The organism is Allohahella marinimesophila, from assembly GCF_039538005.1.
Classification (GTDB): Bacteria; Pseudomonadota; Gammaproteobacteria; order Pseudomonadales; family Oleiphilaceae; genus Allohahella; species Allohahella marinimesophila.
The window spans coordinates 45,630-62,765 of sequence record NZ_BAABBO010000016.1 but is presented as its reverse complement, the minus strand read 5'-3'; the positions used below and the strand labels follow the sequence as shown (position 1 = coordinate 62,765).

Genomic DNA, 17,136 nt, shown 5'->3' with positions numbered 1-17,136 from the left:
GCCAGCTGTCGCCAATCACTATCGTTGGAAACTCTATGGCACATACGACCCCGACACAAGAGTCGATTGCTGCGAGCTTTGATTTCCTCGCCGCTGGCATCCGCACCATGGAAACCGAGCGCGACGCCATTGCCGAGCTGATTCTTCATCAGAAACAGCAGCGCGAAAGCTTTACCAGAGCCTGTGAGCTCATGCTCGAATGTCGCGGCCGGGTCGTCGTGACCGGTATGGGCAAATCCGGCCATATCGGCAACAAGATCGCAGCCACCCTGGCGTCCACCGGCACGCCAAGCTTTTTCGTCCATCCCGGCGAGGCAAGTCATGGCGATCTCGGCATGATCACCAAAGACGATGTGGTCATTGCGATTTCAAACTCAGGGAATACTGCGGAGATCATCAGCATACTGCCGCTGATCAAGCGCATGAGCATCCCCCTGATAACGCTGACAGGCAACGCGCGCTCACAGATGGCCGCACTCGCCGACGTGAATCTCGACACCAGCGTCAGCAAGGAAGCCTGTCCGCTCGGGCTCGCCCCAACTTCCAGCACTACCGTCACGCTCGTCCTGGGTGACGCGCTCGCCGTTGCCCTGCTTGATGCAAAGGGTTTCAGTGAGGAAGACTTCGCCTTTTCACATCCTGGCGGCGCGCTTGGACGCCGGCTGTTGCTCAAGGTGGCCGACATCATGCACGACGGCACCCGCATTCCCGCTGTGACTGAATCGGCCAGCATGTCCGACTGCCTGCTGGAGATGACCCGACAAGGCCTCGGCATGGCCTGCATCGTGGATGCCGACTTCAAACTGCTCGGCATCTTTACGGACGGTGATCTTCGCCGCGCGCTGGAGAATCGGGTCGATATACACCAGGCTCACCTCGCGGATATCATGACAGTGAAATGCACCACGATTTCTGCCGATATGCTGGCAGCCAAGGCGCTTGCCGTCATGGATGAGAAAAAGATCAATGCCCTGCCCGTCGTTGCCGAAGATCGCACGCTTATCGGCGCCCTGAACATGCACGACCTGCTTCGGGCAGGTGTCGTCTAGATTGACAGTCAGCCTTCCGGTAAAAGAAAACATGACGAAACAAGAGTCAAGACCAATCCGCCTGCTCGCCCTCGATGTTGACGGCGTACTGACGGATGGCAAATTGCTGTTTACATCCACGGGCGACGAACTCAAACGCTTCTGTACGCTTGACGGCCAGGGTATTCGCCACTTGCAGCGTGCAGGCATCGCCGTAGCCATCGTGACTGGCCGAAGGGCTGCCGCGACAGAGCGTCGTGCGAAGGATCTCGATATTGAGCTGCTGCTGCAGGGTCGGGTCGACAAGTATCAGGCGCTGATGGAAATCTGTGCAGAACAGCAGATCGATATTGCGGAAGTGGCCTACGTAGGAGATGACCTGCCCGACCTCAGCGCCATTCAGGCCTGTGGCTTTGGCGTAGCAGTGGCCAACGCCCATGCATTCGTGCGAGAACATGCCGACTATGTCACGACGGCTCATGGCGGCAACGGCGCCGTACGTGAAGTCTGCGACCTTATCCTCGAACGTATGGGCCTTCTCGACTCGGTGCAACAAAGCTATCTGCTGCCATAAACGCAGCATTGAATGCCGGAGGGCCTTCGAATGACCTTACAGGAGATGGCCGGAAACGCGGTGCGGTCAAAACGGCTGGTATTGGCAGTGGTGCTCATCGTGCTCACCGCGGCCTTCTGGTATCAGGCCTTCAATGATGAAGACGTCGAAGTCGTTCGTCTGGCTGATGACGCAGAGCCGGACGCTTTCATACTACAGGCGAGCTATAGAACCTATAACCTCGCCGGCATGCTCGAAAGCAGGCTCGAAAGCGTCAGAGCCGAGCAGTTTGTCGATACTGATATCGGCGTTTTATCACTGCCCCGGCTCGACATCCACGAAGAGGCTGGCGAGCGGAATTTCTGGCACATGAGCGCCGACAAGGGCACCTATGATGCCCGCTATTCAGTACTGACACTGGACCAGAACGTGGAAATTCTCGGCAGCACGCTAGAGAACCAGCCTATCCGTGTACTCACGTCCGGCCTGGTGTACACCATGGGCGACGAGCATGTGGAAACAAATAATGCTGTTGAGGTGATCTCCGGTTCTGATAGGATTCAAGGCACTGGCATGGAACTTGATATGCAGCAAAGGGCAGTAGAATTGAAGCAGGATGTACGCGCGATCTATCAGGCAAGACCGGCATATGAGTGAACTCATGCGCCCGTCCTCGGCTGCAAAAGTCAGGCTTCGCTTTGGCCTGACCCTGGCTTTCATTATGGTAAGCGGCAGCGCCGCAGCCTTCGACATGACACTGCAGAGCCGAGAGCCCATCAGAATACAGGCCGACTCCGCCGAGCTTGATGAGCTCAAAGGCGTGGCGACTTACAATGGCGACGTTGTGATCAGCCAGGGCCGGTCGCTCATCGAAGCCAGCCGCATCACGGTCTATACGACTGGCGGCCGGGGTATCAGCAGACTGGACGCCGTAGGCACCCCTGCCCACCTGAAGCAATACAATGCTGAGGAAGATACAGAAACCAATGCCTACGCCAAGCGAATCGATTACCGCCGTGACCAGAATCAGGTGGCGCTTCGCGGTAGTGCCAGGCTAGAACAGGATTCGAGCATTTTTCAGGGGGAAGAGATTCTGTACGATACGGTCAGTCAGGTGGTGAATGCCAGGTCCTCTGATGACAAGGACAAGAAGCAGCGGGTCGAGATGGTTTATTTTCCCGAGACGCCTGATGACGAAGGTGAGACGCCAGAATCCGCCGGTCAGAATTAGGCGAGCGGCGGCATATGAAGAGACTCGCAGCAGACAACCTGTCCAAGGCTTACAAGAAGCGCCCGGTGGTAAAAGATGTATCACTCGAGGTCTTTTCGGGCGAGATCGTCGGATTACTGGGCCCGAATGGCGCAGGAAAAACCACCTGCTTTTACATGGTCGTCGGGCTGGTAGCGAGCGATAGCGGCATTGTCAGCATCGACAACCAGGACATTACCAGTCTGTCGATGCATGGTCGCGCCAGACGGGGCATCGGATACCTGCCCCAGGAGGCGTCAGTATTTCGCAAGCTGAGCGTAGAACATAATATCCTCGCGATACTGCAGACGCGGGGCGATCTGGATGCAAAGCAGCAACGCGCAAAATGTGAGGAGCTACTCAGGGAGTTCCATATTACCCATATTCGTGACAGTCTCGGGATGAGCCTGTCAGGTGGTGAGCGCCGCAGGGTCGAGATTGCCAGGGCCCTGGCCACCGAACCGGATTTCATTCTGCTCGATGAGCCGTTTGCCGGGGTCGATCCGATTTCAGTCAATGATATCAAGCAGATCGTACAGCATCTTCAGAAACGTAGTATCGGCGTACTCATCACCGATCATAACGTTCGGGAGACACTGGATATCTGTGAGAGAGCCTATATCGTCAGTGACGGCTACATCATCGCCAGTGGCACGCCCGACAGTATTCTGGCGAACCAGACAGTGAGAGACGTCTATTTGGGGGACCGATTCAAATTATGAGAATAAGTACTCTGCAGACATCCAGCCCACGGCCGGAATTCATAACGACAGTCGTTAGCGGCCAAGTTGTCAGAAGGCACCTGATCTAATGGTGATGAAGACCTCCCTCCAGCTCAAGATGGGTCAGCATCTGACGATGACCCCTCAGTTGCAACAGGCCATCAAACTCCTGCAGCTGTCCACACTTGACCTTCAACAGGAGATTCAGCAAGCGCTGGACTCCAACCCAATGCTGGAACTGGAGGAAGACGATCACGATCGTGGCCCGGAACGGCTTGAATCGGATAAAAGCGCTGAACGCGACTCCGAAATTCGTAGCGACGCCAGCGAAACCAGGGAAGCAACCGAGCGGCAGGATTCGCTGGACACCATTCCCGATGACTTGCCGGTCGATACCGCTTGGGAAGACGTTTACCAGAGCGGCACGAGCAGCAGCTCTGGTTCAGGATCGGGTGGCGACGACGATTATGATTTCGAGAGCCGTAACTCGCGCACCGAAAGTCTGCAGGACCACCTGCTCTGGCAGCTCAACCTCTGCCCCATGAGCGATACTGATCGTCTGATTGCGCACTCGATCGTCGACGCGGTCAACGATGACGGCTACCTGACCCAGACGCTAGCCGAAATCCACGAAGGCCTGGTCGACATGCAGCAGCGCATGGCTGATCGGGAAGAGCTCGAACTGGACGACAGTGAAGTTATCGAGCTCGACGAAGTCCAGGCAGTGCTCAAACGCATACAGCAGTTCGATCCGCCCGGTGTCGCTGCGAGGGATCTGCAGGAGTGCCTGCTGATCCAGCTTCTGCAGTTGCCGCCATCGACGCCCTGGTTGAATCAGGCCAAGCTGGTGATCAGTCATTACATCAACCTGCTGGGTTCGCGTGATTATGCCCAGCTGATGCGTCGCAGTCGTATCAAGGAGAGTGACCTCAAGGATGTCATGCGCCTTATCCAGTCGCTCAACCCGCGGCCTGGCGAAGGTGTGCAGACCACCGACACTGAGTATGTGGTGCCAGATGTGATCGTCAAGAAACTGAAAGATCGCTGGACTGTGGAACTCAATCCCGAAATTGCTCCGCGAATTCGGGTAAACTCGACCTATGCCGGCATGGTAAAGCGCGCTGATTCCAGCGCCGACAATACCTACCTCAAGGATCAACTTCAGGAAGCCAAGTGGTTTCTGAAGAGCCTGCAGAGCCGGAACGAGACGCTGCTGAAGGTCGCGACCCGGATCGTAGAGCATCAGCAGGGCTTTCTCGACTATGGTGAGGAAGCGATGAAGCCACTGGTGCTGCACGATATCGCTGAAGCGGTCGAGATGCATGAGTCGACCATTTCCCGCGTCACCACGCAGAAATACATGCACACGCCTCGGGGTGTTTTTGAATTAAAGTACTTTTTCTCGAGTCACGTCGGCACCGAAAGTGGTGGCGAGTGTTCGTCGACGGCCATCAGAGCCATCATCAAGAAGTTGGTGGCTGCCGAATCACTGAAGAAGCCGCTGAGCGATAGCAAGATTGCGTCTATTCTTGCAGATCAGGGCATCAATGTTGCACGCAGAACAATTGCGAAGTACCGGGAGGCCATGTCTATTCCTCCCTCAAATGAACGCAAACGGCTCATCTGAGCGTTTGCGAATTCTGACCTACCTATAGAGGCACAGTGTATGCAGTTGAACATTACCGGACAAAATATCGATTTGACCGATGCGCTCAAAAGCCATGTTGAAGCCAAATTCGATAAGCTTCAGCGCCACGTCGACTCGATTAGTAATGTACAGGTGACACTCGCAGTTGAAAAACAGCGCCAGATGGCGGAGGCTACGCTGCACATGAGCGGTAGCGACGTCCATGCGAACGCTGAGGACCTTGATATGTATTCTGCTATCGACCAGTTGGCAGACAAGCTCGACAGACAGGTCCTCAAGCAGAAGGAAAAACAGGTGGAGCGGAATCACGGCGTTAACGCCAGATAGCGGTCGGCCAGCCACAAAGACCCACGTATATTATGAAACTTTCGGAAATCCTGGCTCCGGCACTCACCCAGCATCGGGTGAGTGCCTCCAGCAAGAAAAAAGTCCTCGAATACATTGCTCACCTGGTTGCAGGGCATTACTCGTTTCTGAACGAAACTGCCCTGTTGGCCAATCTCAACAATAGGGAACGCCTGGGCAGTACAGGCATTGGCAAGGGTATTGCGATTCCACACTGTCGGCTCGAGAACTGTGACCGCGTCATCGGCGCATTCATCACGCTCGGCACACCGGTAGAATTCGATGCGATAGATAATGAACCCGTCGACCTGCTGTTCGTGCTGGTGGTCCCTCAGGAAGCCACTTCAGAGCATCTGGATCTTCTCGGTCAACTTGCGCAGAAGTTCAACGACGAGGCTTTCTGTGAAGAAGTCCGAGCCGCCGATAACAGTACACAGCTTTTCGAGCTCATTACTCGAGAGGGCACGCAAGCCGATTCGCAAGACTGAGGTGACTCCTTGAAACTGATTATCGTTAGCGGGCGCTCCGGCTCGGGCAAGAGTACAGCCTTGCACGTACTGGAAGACCTGAGTTTTTACTGCATCGATAATTTGCCGGTGGGGCTTCTCAAGCCTCTCGTGGAGGAGGCACTGAGCGAAGAAAACAAGCCGGCGCAGAATATCGCCGTCAGTATCGATGCCCGGAACCTGAATAAGGATTTTGCCAGTTTTCCCGAGATGTTTGCTGACCTGAAGTCAAAACAGGTCGAATGCGAAGTCATCTTTCTGGATGCTGATGACGAAACGCTCCTGCAGCGCTTTAACGCCACCCGCCGGAAGCATCCGCTCAGCACCAGAACGATTTCGCTCAAGGAGGCTATCAGCCACGAAACCCAGCTGCTCGATCCGATCAGTACCATGGCTAGCCTGTATATCAATACCAGCAACCTGTCTATCTACCAGCTCAGGGATCAGGTCAAACTCCGAGTCAGCGGCCATAGCACGCAGGAGCTTGCCCTGCTGTTCCAGAGCTTTGGCTACAAGCATGGCGTGCCATCAGACAGTGACTACGTCTTCGATGTTCGCTGCTTGCCGAACCCGTATTGGGATCCGGCACTGCGGCGGTTTCGGGGCACTGAGGATCCGGTCATCGAATTTCTGGACAATGCACCTGAAGTGCAGCAGATGAAGGAGGACATATCCCGTTTTCTGCAGCGCTGGTTGCCGGAATTCAAGAAAAGCAATCGAACCTATCTGACCATCAGCATCGGCTGTACCGGTGGGCAGCACCGATCTGTCTACCTGTGCGAGCAACTTGGCCGTGAGTTCAGAGATTTCTACGACAACGTGCAGATACGGCACAAGGAACTGGCTGGGTAACCAAGGCCGGGTACAGTCCTCCTTTGTACAATTTGCGTAAATCCCCAATTGCATAAGCTAGCAGCTTAACTACTCTTGTGAGCACAGATGCTGACCAGAACTGTTACCATAATCAATAAACTTGGCTTACATGCACGTGCGGCAGCAAAATTCGTCGCCACTGCGAATCGCCATACCAGCTCGGTGCGAGTCGGAAAAGGCGAACAGTGGGTTGATGGCAAAAGCATAATGGCTGTCATGATGCTCGCCGCCAGCAAAGGTACGACGCTCGAGCTCTGTATAGAAGGCGAAGATGAAACTGAGGCCATGGCTGAAATAGTAGCCCTCATCGAAGATTACTTTGGAGAGGGCGAATAGCTTTGCGATCGGTTTAGGTTCTGGCCAGTCAGCTTCATGATTCAACCGGTGCAAGGCGAACGTGCAGAACGCAAGCGAACAGTACGAAGATCATTCGTCGCGCAGTGTGACCAAGGCGAGATTCCGCTCGATCGTTGAAGGGCTGGACAGTGGCTCCCTGCATCAGGCGACCTACACGCTCAACAATGGTCTTGCCCCGGGCGACATTGCCCACCTCCTCGAATCGTCTCCGCCCAAGCAGCGTCTGATTCTCTGGGAACTGCTGGACGACGATCTCGAAGGTGAAGTCCTCTCCTACCTGAGTGACGATATCCGCTCCGAGTTCCTTCGGGACATGGATGCCGAGGCTGTCCTCTCAATCGCCGAAGATTTTGAAACCGACGACTTCGCCGATCTGCTGCAGCAGCTGCCAGAAGCCCTGATTGCAGAAGTCCTGGAATCGATGGACACCCAGGACCGGGTCCGTATCGAGGAAGTACTCGCCTTCCCCGAGGACTCTGCTGGCGGTCTGATGACCACTGACATGATCACGGTGCGGCCGGATATCAGTGTCGAAGTAGTTCTGCGCTATCTCCGCAAGCACAAGGCCATCCCTGCCTCTACGGATAATCTTCTCGTCGTGAACAGGCGGGATCAATTCGTTGGCGTCCTGCCGATATCCACGCTGCTGGTCTCAAACCTGAACGCCACAGTGAGAGAAATCATGCAGACGGATGTGGACCAGATACCGCCAACGATGTCGGAAAATGATGTCGCGAATCTGTTTGAGCGTCAGGATCTGATTTCCGCTCCGGTCGTAGCCGACAGCGGACGCTTGCTCGGTCGAATTACTATTGATGACGTGGTCGACGTCATCCGCGAACGGGCCAACCACGAAATCCTCAGCCGGGCGGGTCTCGACGAAGATGAGGATATGCTGGCGCCGTTTTTCAAAACGGCCAAGAGTCGTGCGGTCTGGCTAGGTATCAACCTGATTACTGCCTTTCTAGCCTCAGCAGTGATCGGCATGTTTGAAGGCACGATCGATAAGGTCGTTGCCCTCGCCGTGCTGATGCCGATCGTTGCGAGCATGGGCGGCATCGCTGGTTCACAAGCCCTGACCCTGGTCATCCGCGGCATGGCCACGGGCAAGGTGAGTCGAGGTAATATCAGCTGGCTAACGAACAGGGAGTTTCTGGTGGGGCTGTTCAACGGCTGTATCTGGGCCCTGGTAGTCGCCACTGCGGCCATCGTCTGGTTCGAGGATCTACAGCTAGGTGCAGTGATCGGCGCAGCACTCATTATCAACATGGCAGTGGCAGGACTGGCAGGCACGATCCTGCCAATGGTGCTGCAGTCAATGAAGATTGACCCTGCCCTGGCTGGTGGTGTCATTCTCACGACCATCACCGACGTGGTGGGCTTCCTGTCCTTCCTGGGTTTGGCGACCATCGTCTACGGTTTCTGAACGACTCTTCAGCTGACGCGGTGGGCATCCATCCTGATATCCGCCTGTCTCAGTCCGACCATGGTAATTTCACCCCGGTATCGCTCCAGACCCGTGGAGGAGAATTCGAAACCATACACACGCTGCAGACCGAAACCGAGGCTGCCGTGCCGCCTGAGCTTGATGCTGCGAAAGGCAATGCTCTGATCCAGAAGTTGAAGATCCAGCTGCTCACAGCGCTGCCTGACCAGGGCCAGGGCGCGCTCACGGATTCGCAGTCCCTGCCACCAGATGCCAACGGCAGAGAGCGTGAGGGTAATCCAGAAAATGTCGATTAATGCCAGCGTCATGGGCGACCTTCGTCAGCTCCTCGTATCAATTGTTCAGGCAGGGATCTCTGCCCCACCTTTCAACAAGACAGGACAATAGCGAACTATGCCACAGCTTTCAGTTCGACACTCAGGCGTAAAGCTCGTTTCTGTTCTCCTGCTCTGTCTTTCACTGTCGGGTTGCTTCAGCTTCGCGTTCTGGTTCGAGCGCATGGACACGCTGGTGATGTGGCGGCTCGACGACATGCTCGACCTTACCGACAGTCAGAAAGAAGAAGTCGAGCCTGTGATAGTCGAGCTACGGGAATGGCTCCGGCAAGATGGCTTCCCGGATCTGATCCCGAGGCTGGAAAACATCGAACAGCTCTGGGCTGCTGGCGAATCTGAGGCCGCTCTGGCGACGTTCGAGCAGGAAGCCAGCACAATCATCGACCGCTTCCTCGAAGCCAGCTGGCCGGCTGTGAAGCCGCTCCTGATCAGGATCACGCCGGCAAATGCCGAGGCCTACAGGGAGTACAGCGAAGAAAAGATGGCTGACTGGTTCGACGAGTCGGAGACGCTGGAGGCAAAAGTGGAAGACCGGGTGGAACGCTTCGAGGACTGGTTCGGTGACCTGGACCGGCGTCAGGTCCAGCTCGTTCGCCAACGGACCGAACTGTTGGACAATGAGCTGCAAATTCGAATGCAGAACAGCCGCCACCGGCGAGAGCGTTTCCTTCAGCTGGCGCTGGATGAGGATCTTGCCGCACTCGAAACGATGTTCAAGCACCCCTCGAACTTTCAGACGCCTGCCTATGTTCAGTGGCGTGCGCAGGAAAGGGATCAGATTGTGAGTTCCCTGCATGCGCTGTTCCCCACGCTCGATAGTGGTCAACGCAAGCATGCCGGCGAACGGCTCGAAGACTGGATCGATCGCCTGCAGGAGGTTCTCGACTGAAAAAGCAGGTATAATCTTCGGTCCTGATGACATCGCGAACTGAGATCATGACCAAGGAAAAATACCAGCACGACCCCGACAGCGAAGTTGATGCCGCTGAGCAGGACATGCTGAGCGACGATGTCGAAACCGTCAGCAAGTCCGAGATGAAGCGTCACATGCATGCCTTGCAGGCACTTGGCGAGCGCCTGGCGGCCATGCCGGATCTGTGGCCGGAACTCGAATTGCCTGATCGCCTACTGAAGGCGCTGGAAGATTTCAATGCGATTCCATCCCGAGAGGCCAAGCGCCGTCATCTGCAGTTCATCGGCAAACAGATGCGGAACATTGATTACGATGCCGTACTGGCTGCCATAGAATTGCGCGATAGTGGTTCGGACTATCAGAAGAATCTGCATCACGAAGCTGAAAAGTGGCGGGAGCGGCTACTCATCGCTGGCCGTAGATCTGAAGAGCAGCAAACGATGAACGACCTCATCACCGAGTTTGTCAGTGCCAACCCGGCTACCGAGGTTCAGGTCCTGAGGCAGACGCTCAGAAATGCAGTGAAGGATTTGCAGTTGAATCGGAACCGGGGTAATACCAAGAAGTTGTATCAGCTGTTGAGAGACGGTCTCGCACGCGACCTCCAGAGCTGAGCGCCGCCTACCAGAAGTCTGTGATTACAGGCGCCGATGCTGCTCCACAGGCATGCGACGCCGTATCTGGGCCAGCTCTTTGAAATCAAGTTCCGCAATGGCAATTCCCGGGCCAGACTCTACCATGGCCAGCACCCTTCCCCATGGATCGACGATCTGGCTGTGACCAAAGGTATGGCGTCCATTTTCGTGCTGACCACCCTGGTTGGGCGCGAAAACGAAGCACTGATTTTCTATGGCGCGCGCCCGCAGCAATACATCCCAATGCGCTTCACCGGTTTTCGCCGTAAAGGCCGATGGAACCGTCAACATCGTGCAGCCTGAACGGGCATACGCCCGGTACAGCTCGGGAAAGCGCAGATCGTAACAAATGCTCAGCCCCAACAGACCCCATGGCAGTTCCACTGTTTGGGGCGCCTCACCCTCACGGAAATAATCCGATTCCATGTAGCGTTGACTATCACCGCTGACTTCGACATCGAATAGATGCATCTTGTGGTATTCGGCCAGCAGGCCACCCTCGGGACCATACACCAGGCTGGCCGACAGCGCTCGGCGATCATCTTCCGGCTGGTGGAGCGTAGTCTTGGCAACGGGTAGCGAGCCAGCGACGAGATAGATTCCTTCTGCCCTGCTCAGGTCAGCCAGTCGCTTGCGGATCTGCTCTCCATTGCGCGCCTCGCTCTGAGCCAGTGATATGGCTGCTTCACTGTCGAACACCAGGAAATTTTCTGGCAGAACAATCAGTCTGGCGCCCTGTGACGCCGCAGCACGGACCTGCGATTCGGCGGCCGCCAGGTTAGCCGATATATCCTGGCCACTGACCATCTGCACCACCGCAGCCACACAGGTACTGTCTGATCCGCTGTTATCGTCTGTCATCGTCTCTCTCCAGATCATGCTTGGGGGCTATCTCGGATCGCCGAAGGACTGCTTCAGATTGACCTCAGGATCTTCCAGCGTACCGGTGAGTTCGTAGGTGGCACTGGTCAGCTTGCTCAAGGCATCGCCCATGAGCTTGTCGATGAGAAAAAGCGCACCACCAATTTGCGGCGCTCCCACAAGAAGGGCAGCCAGCGGCAGGTTCTTGGTCAACGGCAGCACTACGAGGAGCTCCATGTCCAGTGCATCAGTCACCATGCTCATCGTGCCTGTCAGCTGAAACGCGCTCGAGGTGGCCTGTATGGCCAGCGGCGATTCGAAATCCACGACGCCTTCCTTGATCTTCGCGCTCCCCTCGATATCGTCGTACGAAATGCCTGCTTCATAGATATCACTGAAATCCAGCTTCAGCCGCCTCACCAGCGTATCCATATTGAGAACACTGAATACCTTGAACAGATCAGCTGATCTTGAGGTTTCAGTAAAACGCCCGTCACGAAGCCGCATTGAAATCTGGCCGGACAGATTCTCCCAGCTGAAATCGAATGGCGTGCCTGTCCAGACGACACCGGTTTTGAAGCGATAGTCTGCCGCCGTCATCGGCGCCGGTCCCTGAAAATGGCTATAGATCTGTTCAAACTTTTCGCCACTGAGCTCGCCGGTCAGAATTGTCGTCTGCTGCTGGGTTATCGGCTCACGCAGCCAGCTCAGCCGACCCTCGAGCCGAGCACCTTCCACGGTGGCTCGCAAATCGCGGAAGACGACGCCTTCATCCCGCTTTTCAGCAATCCACCGCCAGCTTCCGAGTGACTGTGCGCCATAATCCAAGGCATCGATGGACACGTCCCCCAACGGTACATCGGTGGGCGTGAAGGTGCTTTTTTCATCGCTGGCCTCACCTTCAGCCTCGGGGATCTTCAGGTAAGCGAGCCTTGCGGTGGGATACTCGTTCGCCCCACCAGGCACCCGGATGGCCCCCTTCATGAGATTTGGCACATCCACGGCAACGTCGACTGAATTATCCGTGTTGCGGGACGCCAGAATGGCGAACTCCTTGTAGAGCGTCTCGTCCAACATGAGTTCGGCAATTGTGAGGTCGACGCCGGTCAGCCAGTCGGGCCAATTCGACACGAGCTGTCTCGCTCGCTGGTTCAGGACTGGCTCGTCGACCAGGACCGCGATCTCACCCTGATCGTCCTGACCGTATTCCTTCGAGAGGAAGGCTCGCCACTCACTCACATTCAGCCGCGGCAGATAGCCGGAAATATCGAGCCCACCACTGACATCTGGCAGTTGGCCCGGCACTGGCGCAGCAGGCTGTCCAAGTCGATCAAAATTCATGCGAACACGATTATCAGCCTTGATGCCACCGAAGCGGATTCTGCCCTGCAGATCTTCGAGATCAGATGTCGCCCCTGTTCCGCTGGTCACCACTGAAATATCGCCGCCAACGAGTTCGCCGAGCTGAAAGCGGTAATCCTTGGCGCGGGCCTGCTCCGACCAACGAACTTCGAGCTCCAGGTTACGACGTTCGTCCGCGGACTTGCCGAAGGGCTGAGGGTAATCAAACGCGACACCGCGCAGGTCTGAGCGAATCAGCAAGGAGTATCGGTCGTTATTGGCCGTGCCTGTCCAGCCGAAGATGCTACTGATTTCGGCACCCCCCTCCAGTCTGACCACTTCAGGCAAAGTAACCCGCTTCCGGAGCGAGGCCAGCGAGACACGTGTGGAGGCCCTGACTTGCACCTGCTGGGTAGCCTCGTTCCACACCGGTGACTGAATGCTCAGGGAGGCTTTCTCGCCCTGCAATCTCAAGTGTTCGCTCTTTCCGCTGACACCATTGGCCATACTGTATTCGAAACGGCCTCGAACCTGATCTGCGCTCAGGTCATGCTCTTTCGAACTAACGCTCATATCGTTGGCGTCGATACGCACCCGGAGGGCTTCGGCCTCGGCAGAATCAAGGTTGACGGTCAATGCGGTGCTGACCACCGATGGGCCCGACAACTGCCAATCTCCAGCGACCGGCCTGGTGGTCTCGGCTACTGGCGACGATCTGAGCCAATAATTCCAGTCAGCCGCTTCAGGCTGGCTGGTAAAGCTGGCGTCCAGCAGTGACTGCCCCTTGTCTTCCCTCAATTCAACCCGACCATTTGAAATTGGCAGGCCGTTGATTTTCGCAGTCGATATGTCGGCGCTCACGCTATCGTCAGTGATCTTGAGACGAGTGGAGAGTTCGGTCAGCGCTGGCCATTCCTCTGCAAACTTGAGGGTGCCATCCTGAACATCGAAGGCCATCTGTGAGCTTGAATTGGTGGCATCCGCAGCCTCACCGACGACGCCGGAGTAGAAGTAGCTCCCACGGCGAATCTGCCCCCCCTGAACGGCATCAAGCACCCATTCACTCAGCGCCTTATCCAGTATGCGGGTCGGCAGAAAGGCGGCGACGAGTGCAGAGTCGGCTTCATGCATATGGATGGCCAATTGGAGACTCTCGGGCTGGTCTTCCGCATCAGGATTGAGCAAGTCAAACTCAGCCTGCAAGAGACCCGGCTTCTCGTTAGGCCTATCCAGTGTCATACGAGTGCCCCAGACCTGAGTGATCCCATTGTAGAACGACCAGTCTACCCGCCCTTCAGCATAGGGCAGCTGCCAGCTTTCTTCATAGAGATCAGGGAATTGAAGGCCAACGTCTTCATCGGCATAGGTGACGTGCCCTCGGCTGTCCTCTACGTGCAGATAGGCATCCAGACGCTCGATCATCGGAGCACCGTAGGCGGCCTGCACTGTCGCATCGCGAAGCATGCCTCGCACCAGCAGCCCTTCATCGGCTGACTGGCTGACGAGAAGACTGGTGAGACGGCCCTCGGCACCATACGCAATGATATCGGCCACGCCCTCCGCGCCGATCTGCCGACTCGCCACGGCAGCTTTCGACACGAGCTCCAGATTCACCGTATCGACAGCAAGATGAAAATCTTCGCCCCCTCTTGCACTCAACTTGCTCGTGAGTAAGGGCATATCGTTCCAGCTGGCGTCGAGATTGGCTGCCCGAAGCTGCCATTGTTCAAAACCGAAGGGCACCTTGGTCAGTTCTTCGAGACGATGCCCCGGTCCGATATCGAGTCGTCCGCCAAAGGCTATCTGTGCAGAAAGATCGCGAATCAGAAAGGTTTCGCTCTGCCGTGGCGGAATTGCTGATGCAGACTCAGGCACTTTCAGTGTCAGACCTGCCAGATCGACAGCTGCGTTGACCTCGAAGTCGGCCGTTTCGGCATCGTAGCGCAGCCAGAGTTCACCCTGGCCAGTGAGATCCTCGAGACTCAGGGCGGCATCCGCTGTCAGCAGTCGCTGGAAAGGTTGCAGTACCTGATCGTCGTGCCACCGCATATAGCCGGTGGCGGCGGGGCTCGCTCCTGCACTTCGGTCGACAAAGAGCTCGAAGGCCATGATTTCCTGCTGTTCCTGAATCACGCGGGTCGACAGTTCCAGGGTGTCGCGCCGCTTGGTCAGGAACACCGAAGGCAAACGCCATTGAACATGTCGGCCGCTCATATAGCGCCAGACAAGATCGATGTTGCCGAGCCGATAGCTGCCATCGCCAATCAGGGAGAGCGCTGATTCAAGCTTTTCCATCATGGTCTGGTCGAGCGAGTCGGTAAGATCCTCAATCGACTGCCCTCCAATCGCGACGGTCGGTGCCCAGCTCCCATCGTCCAGCTCATTCAGCCGGACGACCAGATTTTCCACAGAAAAGGCAGCGGGTACGATTGACCAGTTCCGCACAGACTCAAGCAAATCGAGCTCGAGATCGACCTCGCCCAGATTCAACGCATCTTCAGCACGTCCAGTGGGGCTGATTCGCAAGCCACTCAGCCTGAGTGAAGGATTCCGACCCCACCAGCCACCGCGCAACTCACTAATGGCGATCTGCATCGATGTTTCGCGCTCTATCAACGACACGATTTCGGGCCGCAGAACGTCTGCATAATGCAGGGCAACACGCGCGGCAGACATGGTCAGCGCCGTCAGGGCCAGCACCATCGCGACAGCCACATACAGCACAGTACCCACGCTCAGGCGTGCACCCGACCGATTGGCCTTATCAACAGTCTCCGTCAATTAGACACTGCCTTGGAGTCATTGGAGAACAACGTCAAACTGCTCCTGTGTATAAATGACCTCGACCTGAAAACGGATGCTCTTGCCAATGAACTCCTCAAGGTCAGCCACGTTATCCGACTGATCGTCCAACAAGAGATCGACGACCTGCTGTGATGCCATAACGAGATAACTCTGTGCATCGTAATTCCTGTTGATACGCAATATTTCACGGAAAATTTCATAACACAGCGTTTCAGGCGTCTTTACCGTACCGCGCCCTTCGCAAGCCGGACAGGCTTCGGACAGCATCTGGCCAAGGCTCTCAGTCGTACGCTTTCTCGTCATTTCCACAAGCCCGAGCTCACTCACGCAGCTGATCTTGGTCTTGGCATGGTCCCGTTCGAGCATCTTTTCCAACATGCGCAGCACCTGCCGGTTATGTTCAGGGTCCGTCATGTCGATGAGATCAAGAATAATGATCCCCCCCAGGTTGCGCAGTCGCAGCTGTCGGGCAATGGCTCTGGTGGCCTCAAGATTGGTCTTGAATATGGTTTCTTCGAGATTCTTGTGACCAACGAACCCGCCAGTATTGACGTCGATCGTTGTCATGGCCTCTGTTTGATCGATGATGAGATATCCGCCGGATTTCAGCTGTACTTTCCTACCGAGCGCTTTCTGGATTTCGTCCTCGACGCCGTACAGGTCGAAGATTGGCCGCTCACCCGGGTAGTACTCGATCTTGTCCTTGATCTCGGACACGAACTGATCAGTGAACTCGATGGCTCGCTGATAGCCCTCTTTCGAGTCGATGCGTATCTTTTCGGTTTCGGGCCTTACCAGATCGCGCAGGGTGCGGGCGTACAGGCTGAGATCTTCGTAGACGACAGCTGGAGGCTTCACGCTCTGTAACTTGCGATACACGGCGCGCCACAAGCGGCGCAGATACATGATATCCGCCGTGAATTCTTCCGAACCCACGCCTTCGGCCGCTGTTCTGATGATAAAGCCTGAGGAAGCCGTACTGGCATCCTTCGCTTCGTCTTCCGCCAACAGGCCATCATCGACGCAGGTCTGGATGAGCAGCTTGAGCCTTTCGCGCTCCATCTCGTTTTCAATGCGCTGCGATATACCGATGTGGTCAGTGCCAGGCATATAGACCAGGTAGCGGGAGGGTATGGACAAATGGGTGGTCAGCCGGGCGCCTTTGGTACCGATAGGGTCCTTGGTGACCTGAACGACCAGTTCCTGCCCTTCGCGGAGCAGACCGCCTATTTCCACGCTGCGGCCATTGCCTTCGCCATTACCGTTGCCTGTCAGTTCCGATACATGAATGAAAGCAGCACGCTCCAGCCCGATGTCGACGAAGGCTGCCTCCATGCCTGGTAACACACGCACCACGACACCTTTGTATATATTGCCGACGATACCGCGACGGCGACTGCGCTCGATGTAGACTTCCTGCAGCATGCCATTCTCGACCACCGCGACTCGGGTCTCGACCGGAGTGACGTTCACCAGTATTTCTTCTGTCATGGTACTGTCCGTTTTTATTGTGTGTCC

17 protein-coding genes are annotated in these 17,136 nt (G+C 56.1%); 13 read left to right on the top strand and 4 right to left on the bottom strand.

Translation table 11 applies throughout. From position 1 onward, the window contains the following. The first annotated feature begins 35 nt into the window (after window positions 1-35). The 11 genes from ABD735_RS16405 to mgtE all read left to right on the top strand — a co-directional run bounded on the left by ABD735_RS16405 (window position 36) and on the right by mgtE (window position 8,707). Window positions 36-1,049 carry a KpsF/GutQ family sugar-phosphate isomerase gene (locus ABD735_RS16405; protein ID WP_344808441.1) on the top strand — a complete coding sequence of 338 codons (1,014 nt, stop codon included), beginning with the start codon at window positions 36-38 and terminating at the stop codon, window positions 1,047-1,049. A 31-nt stretch (window positions 1,050-1,080) separates the two neighbouring features. Beyond that, the gene (locus tag ABD735_RS16400) at window positions 1,081-1,602 is read left to right on the top strand and encodes a KdsC family phosphatase (RefSeq protein WP_344808439.1); all 522 of its coding nucleotides are present in this window, start codon (window positions 1,081-1,083) and stop codon (window positions 1,600-1,602) included. 30 nt (window positions 1,603-1,632) lie between these two features. Next, the gene (lptC, locus tag ABD735_RS16395) at window positions 1,633-2,238 is read left to right on the top strand and encodes an LPS export ABC transporter periplasmic protein LptC (protein WP_344808437.1); all 606 of its coding nucleotides are present in this window, start codon (window positions 1,633-1,635) and stop codon (window positions 2,236-2,238) included. Further along, window positions 2,231-2,812 carry a lipopolysaccharide transport periplasmic protein LptA gene (lptA, locus tag ABD735_RS16390; RefSeq protein WP_344808435.1) on the top strand — a complete coding sequence of 194 codons (582 nt, stop codon included), beginning with the start codon at window positions 2,231-2,233 and terminating at the stop codon, window positions 2,810-2,812. The genes lptC and lptA overlap by 8 nt, the downstream gene beginning before the upstream one ends. Before the next feature lie 14 nt (window positions 2,813-2,826). Further along, window positions 2,827-3,552 (top strand): LPS export ABC transporter ATP-binding protein, encoded by a 726-nt coding sequence (gene lptB / locus ABD735_RS16385; RefSeq protein WP_344808433.1) that lies wholly within the window; start codon window positions 2,827-2,829, stop codon window positions 3,550-3,552. Window positions 3,553-3,646: 94 nt separating this feature from the next. Continuing rightward, window positions 3,647-5,179: an RNA polymerase factor sigma-54 gene (locus ABD735_RS16380; RefSeq protein WP_344808432.1), complete on the top strand. Its 1,533-nt coding sequence runs from the start codon at window positions 3,647-3,649 to the stop codon at window positions 5,177-5,179. A gap of 39 nt (window positions 5,180-5,218) precedes the next feature. Next, on the top strand, window positions 5,219-5,527 hold the full coding sequence (gene hpf, locus ABD735_RS16375; protein ID WP_344808430.1) for a ribosome hibernation-promoting factor, HPF/YfiA family: 309 nt from the start codon (window positions 5,219-5,221) through the stop codon (window positions 5,525-5,527). Window positions 5,528-5,559: 32 nt separating this feature from the next. Then, entirely contained in the window at window positions 5,560-6,033 is a 474-nt protein-coding gene (gene ptsN, locus ABD735_RS16370; protein WP_344808427.1) for a PTS IIA-like nitrogen regulatory protein PtsN, read from the top strand. Between the two features lie 9 nt (window positions 6,034-6,042). Further along, on the top strand, window positions 6,043-6,903 hold the full coding sequence (gene rapZ / locus ABD735_RS16365) for an RNase adapter RapZ (RefSeq protein WP_344808425.1): 861 nt from the start codon (window positions 6,043-6,045) through the stop codon (window positions 6,901-6,903). Between the two features lie 87 nt (window positions 6,904-6,990). Further along, window positions 6,991-7,260, top strand: a complete 270-nt coding sequence (locus ABD735_RS16360; RefSeq protein ID WP_344808423.1) for an HPr family phosphocarrier protein — start codon at window positions 6,991-6,993, stop codon at window positions 7,258-7,260. Between the two features lie 61 nt (window positions 7,261-7,321). Then, window positions 7,322-8,707 carry a magnesium transporter gene (gene mgtE / locus ABD735_RS16355; RefSeq protein ID WP_425548623.1) on the top strand — a complete coding sequence of 462 codons (1,386 nt, stop codon included), beginning with the start codon at window positions 7,322-7,324 and terminating at the stop codon, window positions 8,705-8,707. A gap of 8 nt (window positions 8,708-8,715) precedes the next feature. Here the strand turns inward: mgtE and ABD735_RS16350 are convergent, their stop codons facing one another. After that, window positions 8,716-9,036 (bottom strand): DUF3301 domain-containing protein, encoded by a 321-nt coding sequence (locus tag ABD735_RS16350; protein WP_344808421.1) that lies wholly within the window; start codon window positions 9,034-9,036, stop codon window positions 8,716-8,718. An 85-nt stretch (window positions 9,037-9,121) separates the two neighbouring features. Between ABD735_RS16350 and ABD735_RS16345 the strand changes: the two genes are divergently transcribed. Further along, window positions 9,122-9,952, top strand: coding sequence for a DUF6279 family lipoprotein (locus ABD735_RS16345; protein ID WP_344808419.1), 831 nt, complete (start codon window positions 9,122-9,124; stop codon window positions 9,950-9,952). A gap of 47 nt (window positions 9,953-9,999) precedes the next feature. Beyond that, on the top strand, window positions 10,000-10,590 hold the full coding sequence (yjgA, locus tag ABD735_RS16340) for a ribosome biogenesis factor YjgA (protein WP_344808417.1): 591 nt from the start codon (window positions 10,000-10,002) through the stop codon (window positions 10,588-10,590). 24 nt (window positions 10,591-10,614) lie between these two features. Here yjgA and ABD735_RS16335 read toward each other — a convergent pair whose 3' ends face one another. The 3 genes from ABD735_RS16335 to rng are packed head-to-tail and all read right to left on the bottom strand — an operon-like array spanning window position 10,615 to window position 17,109. Further along, window positions 10,615-11,472, bottom strand: coding sequence for a carbon-nitrogen hydrolase family protein (locus ABD735_RS16335; RefSeq protein ID WP_344808415.1), 858 nt, complete (start codon window positions 11,470-11,472; stop codon window positions 10,615-10,617). A gap of 27 nt (window positions 11,473-11,499) precedes the next feature. Then, entirely contained in the window at window positions 11,500-15,594 is a 4,095-nt protein-coding gene (locus ABD735_RS16330; RefSeq protein WP_344808413.1) for a YhdP family phospholipid transporter, read from the bottom strand. A gap of 18 nt (window positions 15,595-15,612) precedes the next feature. Further along, on the bottom strand, window positions 15,613-17,109 hold the full coding sequence (gene rng / locus ABD735_RS16325; RefSeq protein ID WP_344808411.1) for a ribonuclease G: 1,497 nt from the start codon (window positions 17,107-17,109) through the stop codon (window positions 15,613-15,615). Window positions 17,110-17,136 lie beyond the last annotated feature (27 nt).

What these genes read in the sequence shown, in the direction of transcription:
- ABD735_RS16405 (WP_344808441.1), top strand. Translation starts at nt 36, where the DNA reads ATGGCACATACGACCCCGACACAAGAGTCGATTGCTGCGAGCTTTGAT.
- ABD735_RS16400 (WP_344808439.1), top strand. Translation starts at nt 1,081, where the DNA reads ATGACGAAACAAGAGTCAAGACCAATCCGCCTGCTCGCCCTCGATGTT.
- lptC (WP_344808437.1), top strand. Translation starts at nt 1,633, where the DNA reads ATGACCTTACAGGAGATGGCCGGAAACGCGGTGCGGTCAAAACGGCTG.
- lptA (WP_344808435.1), top strand. Translation starts at nt 2,231, where the DNA reads ATGAGTGAACTCATGCGCCCGTCCTCGGCTGCAAAAGTCAGGCTTCGC.
- lptB (WP_344808433.1), top strand. Translation starts at nt 2,827, where the DNA reads ATGAAGAGACTCGCAGCAGACAACCTGTCCAAGGCTTACAAGAAGCGC.
- ABD735_RS16380 (WP_344808432.1), top strand. Translation starts at nt 3,647, where the DNA reads ATGAAGACCTCCCTCCAGCTCAAGATGGGTCAGCATCTGACGATGACC.
- hpf (WP_344808430.1), top strand. Translation starts at nt 5,219, where the DNA reads ATGCAGTTGAACATTACCGGACAAAATATCGATTTGACCGATGCGCTC.
- ptsN (WP_344808427.1), top strand. Translation starts at nt 5,560, where the DNA reads ATGAAACTTTCGGAAATCCTGGCTCCGGCACTCACCCAGCATCGGGTG.
- ABD735_RS16360 (WP_344808423.1), top strand. Translation starts at nt 6,991, where the DNA reads ATGCTGACCAGAACTGTTACCATAATCAATAAACTTGGCTTACATGCA.
- ABD735_RS16350 (WP_344808421.1), bottom strand. Translation starts at nt 9,036, where the DNA reads ATGACGCTGGCATTAATCGACATTTTCTGGATTACCCTCACGCTCTCT.
- ABD735_RS16345 (WP_344808419.1), top strand. Translation starts at nt 9,122, where the DNA reads ATGCCACAGCTTTCAGTTCGACACTCAGGCGTAAAGCTCGTTTCTGTT.
- yjgA (WP_344808417.1), top strand. Translation starts at nt 10,000, where the DNA reads ATGACCAAGGAAAAATACCAGCACGACCCCGACAGCGAAGTTGATGCC.
- ABD735_RS16335 (WP_344808415.1), bottom strand. Translation starts at nt 11,472, where the DNA reads ATGACAGACGATAACAGCGGATCAGACAGTACCTGTGTGGCTGCGGTG.
- rng (WP_344808411.1), bottom strand. Translation starts at nt 17,109, where the DNA reads ATGACAGAAGAAATACTGGTGAACGTCACTCCGGTCGAGACCCGAGTC.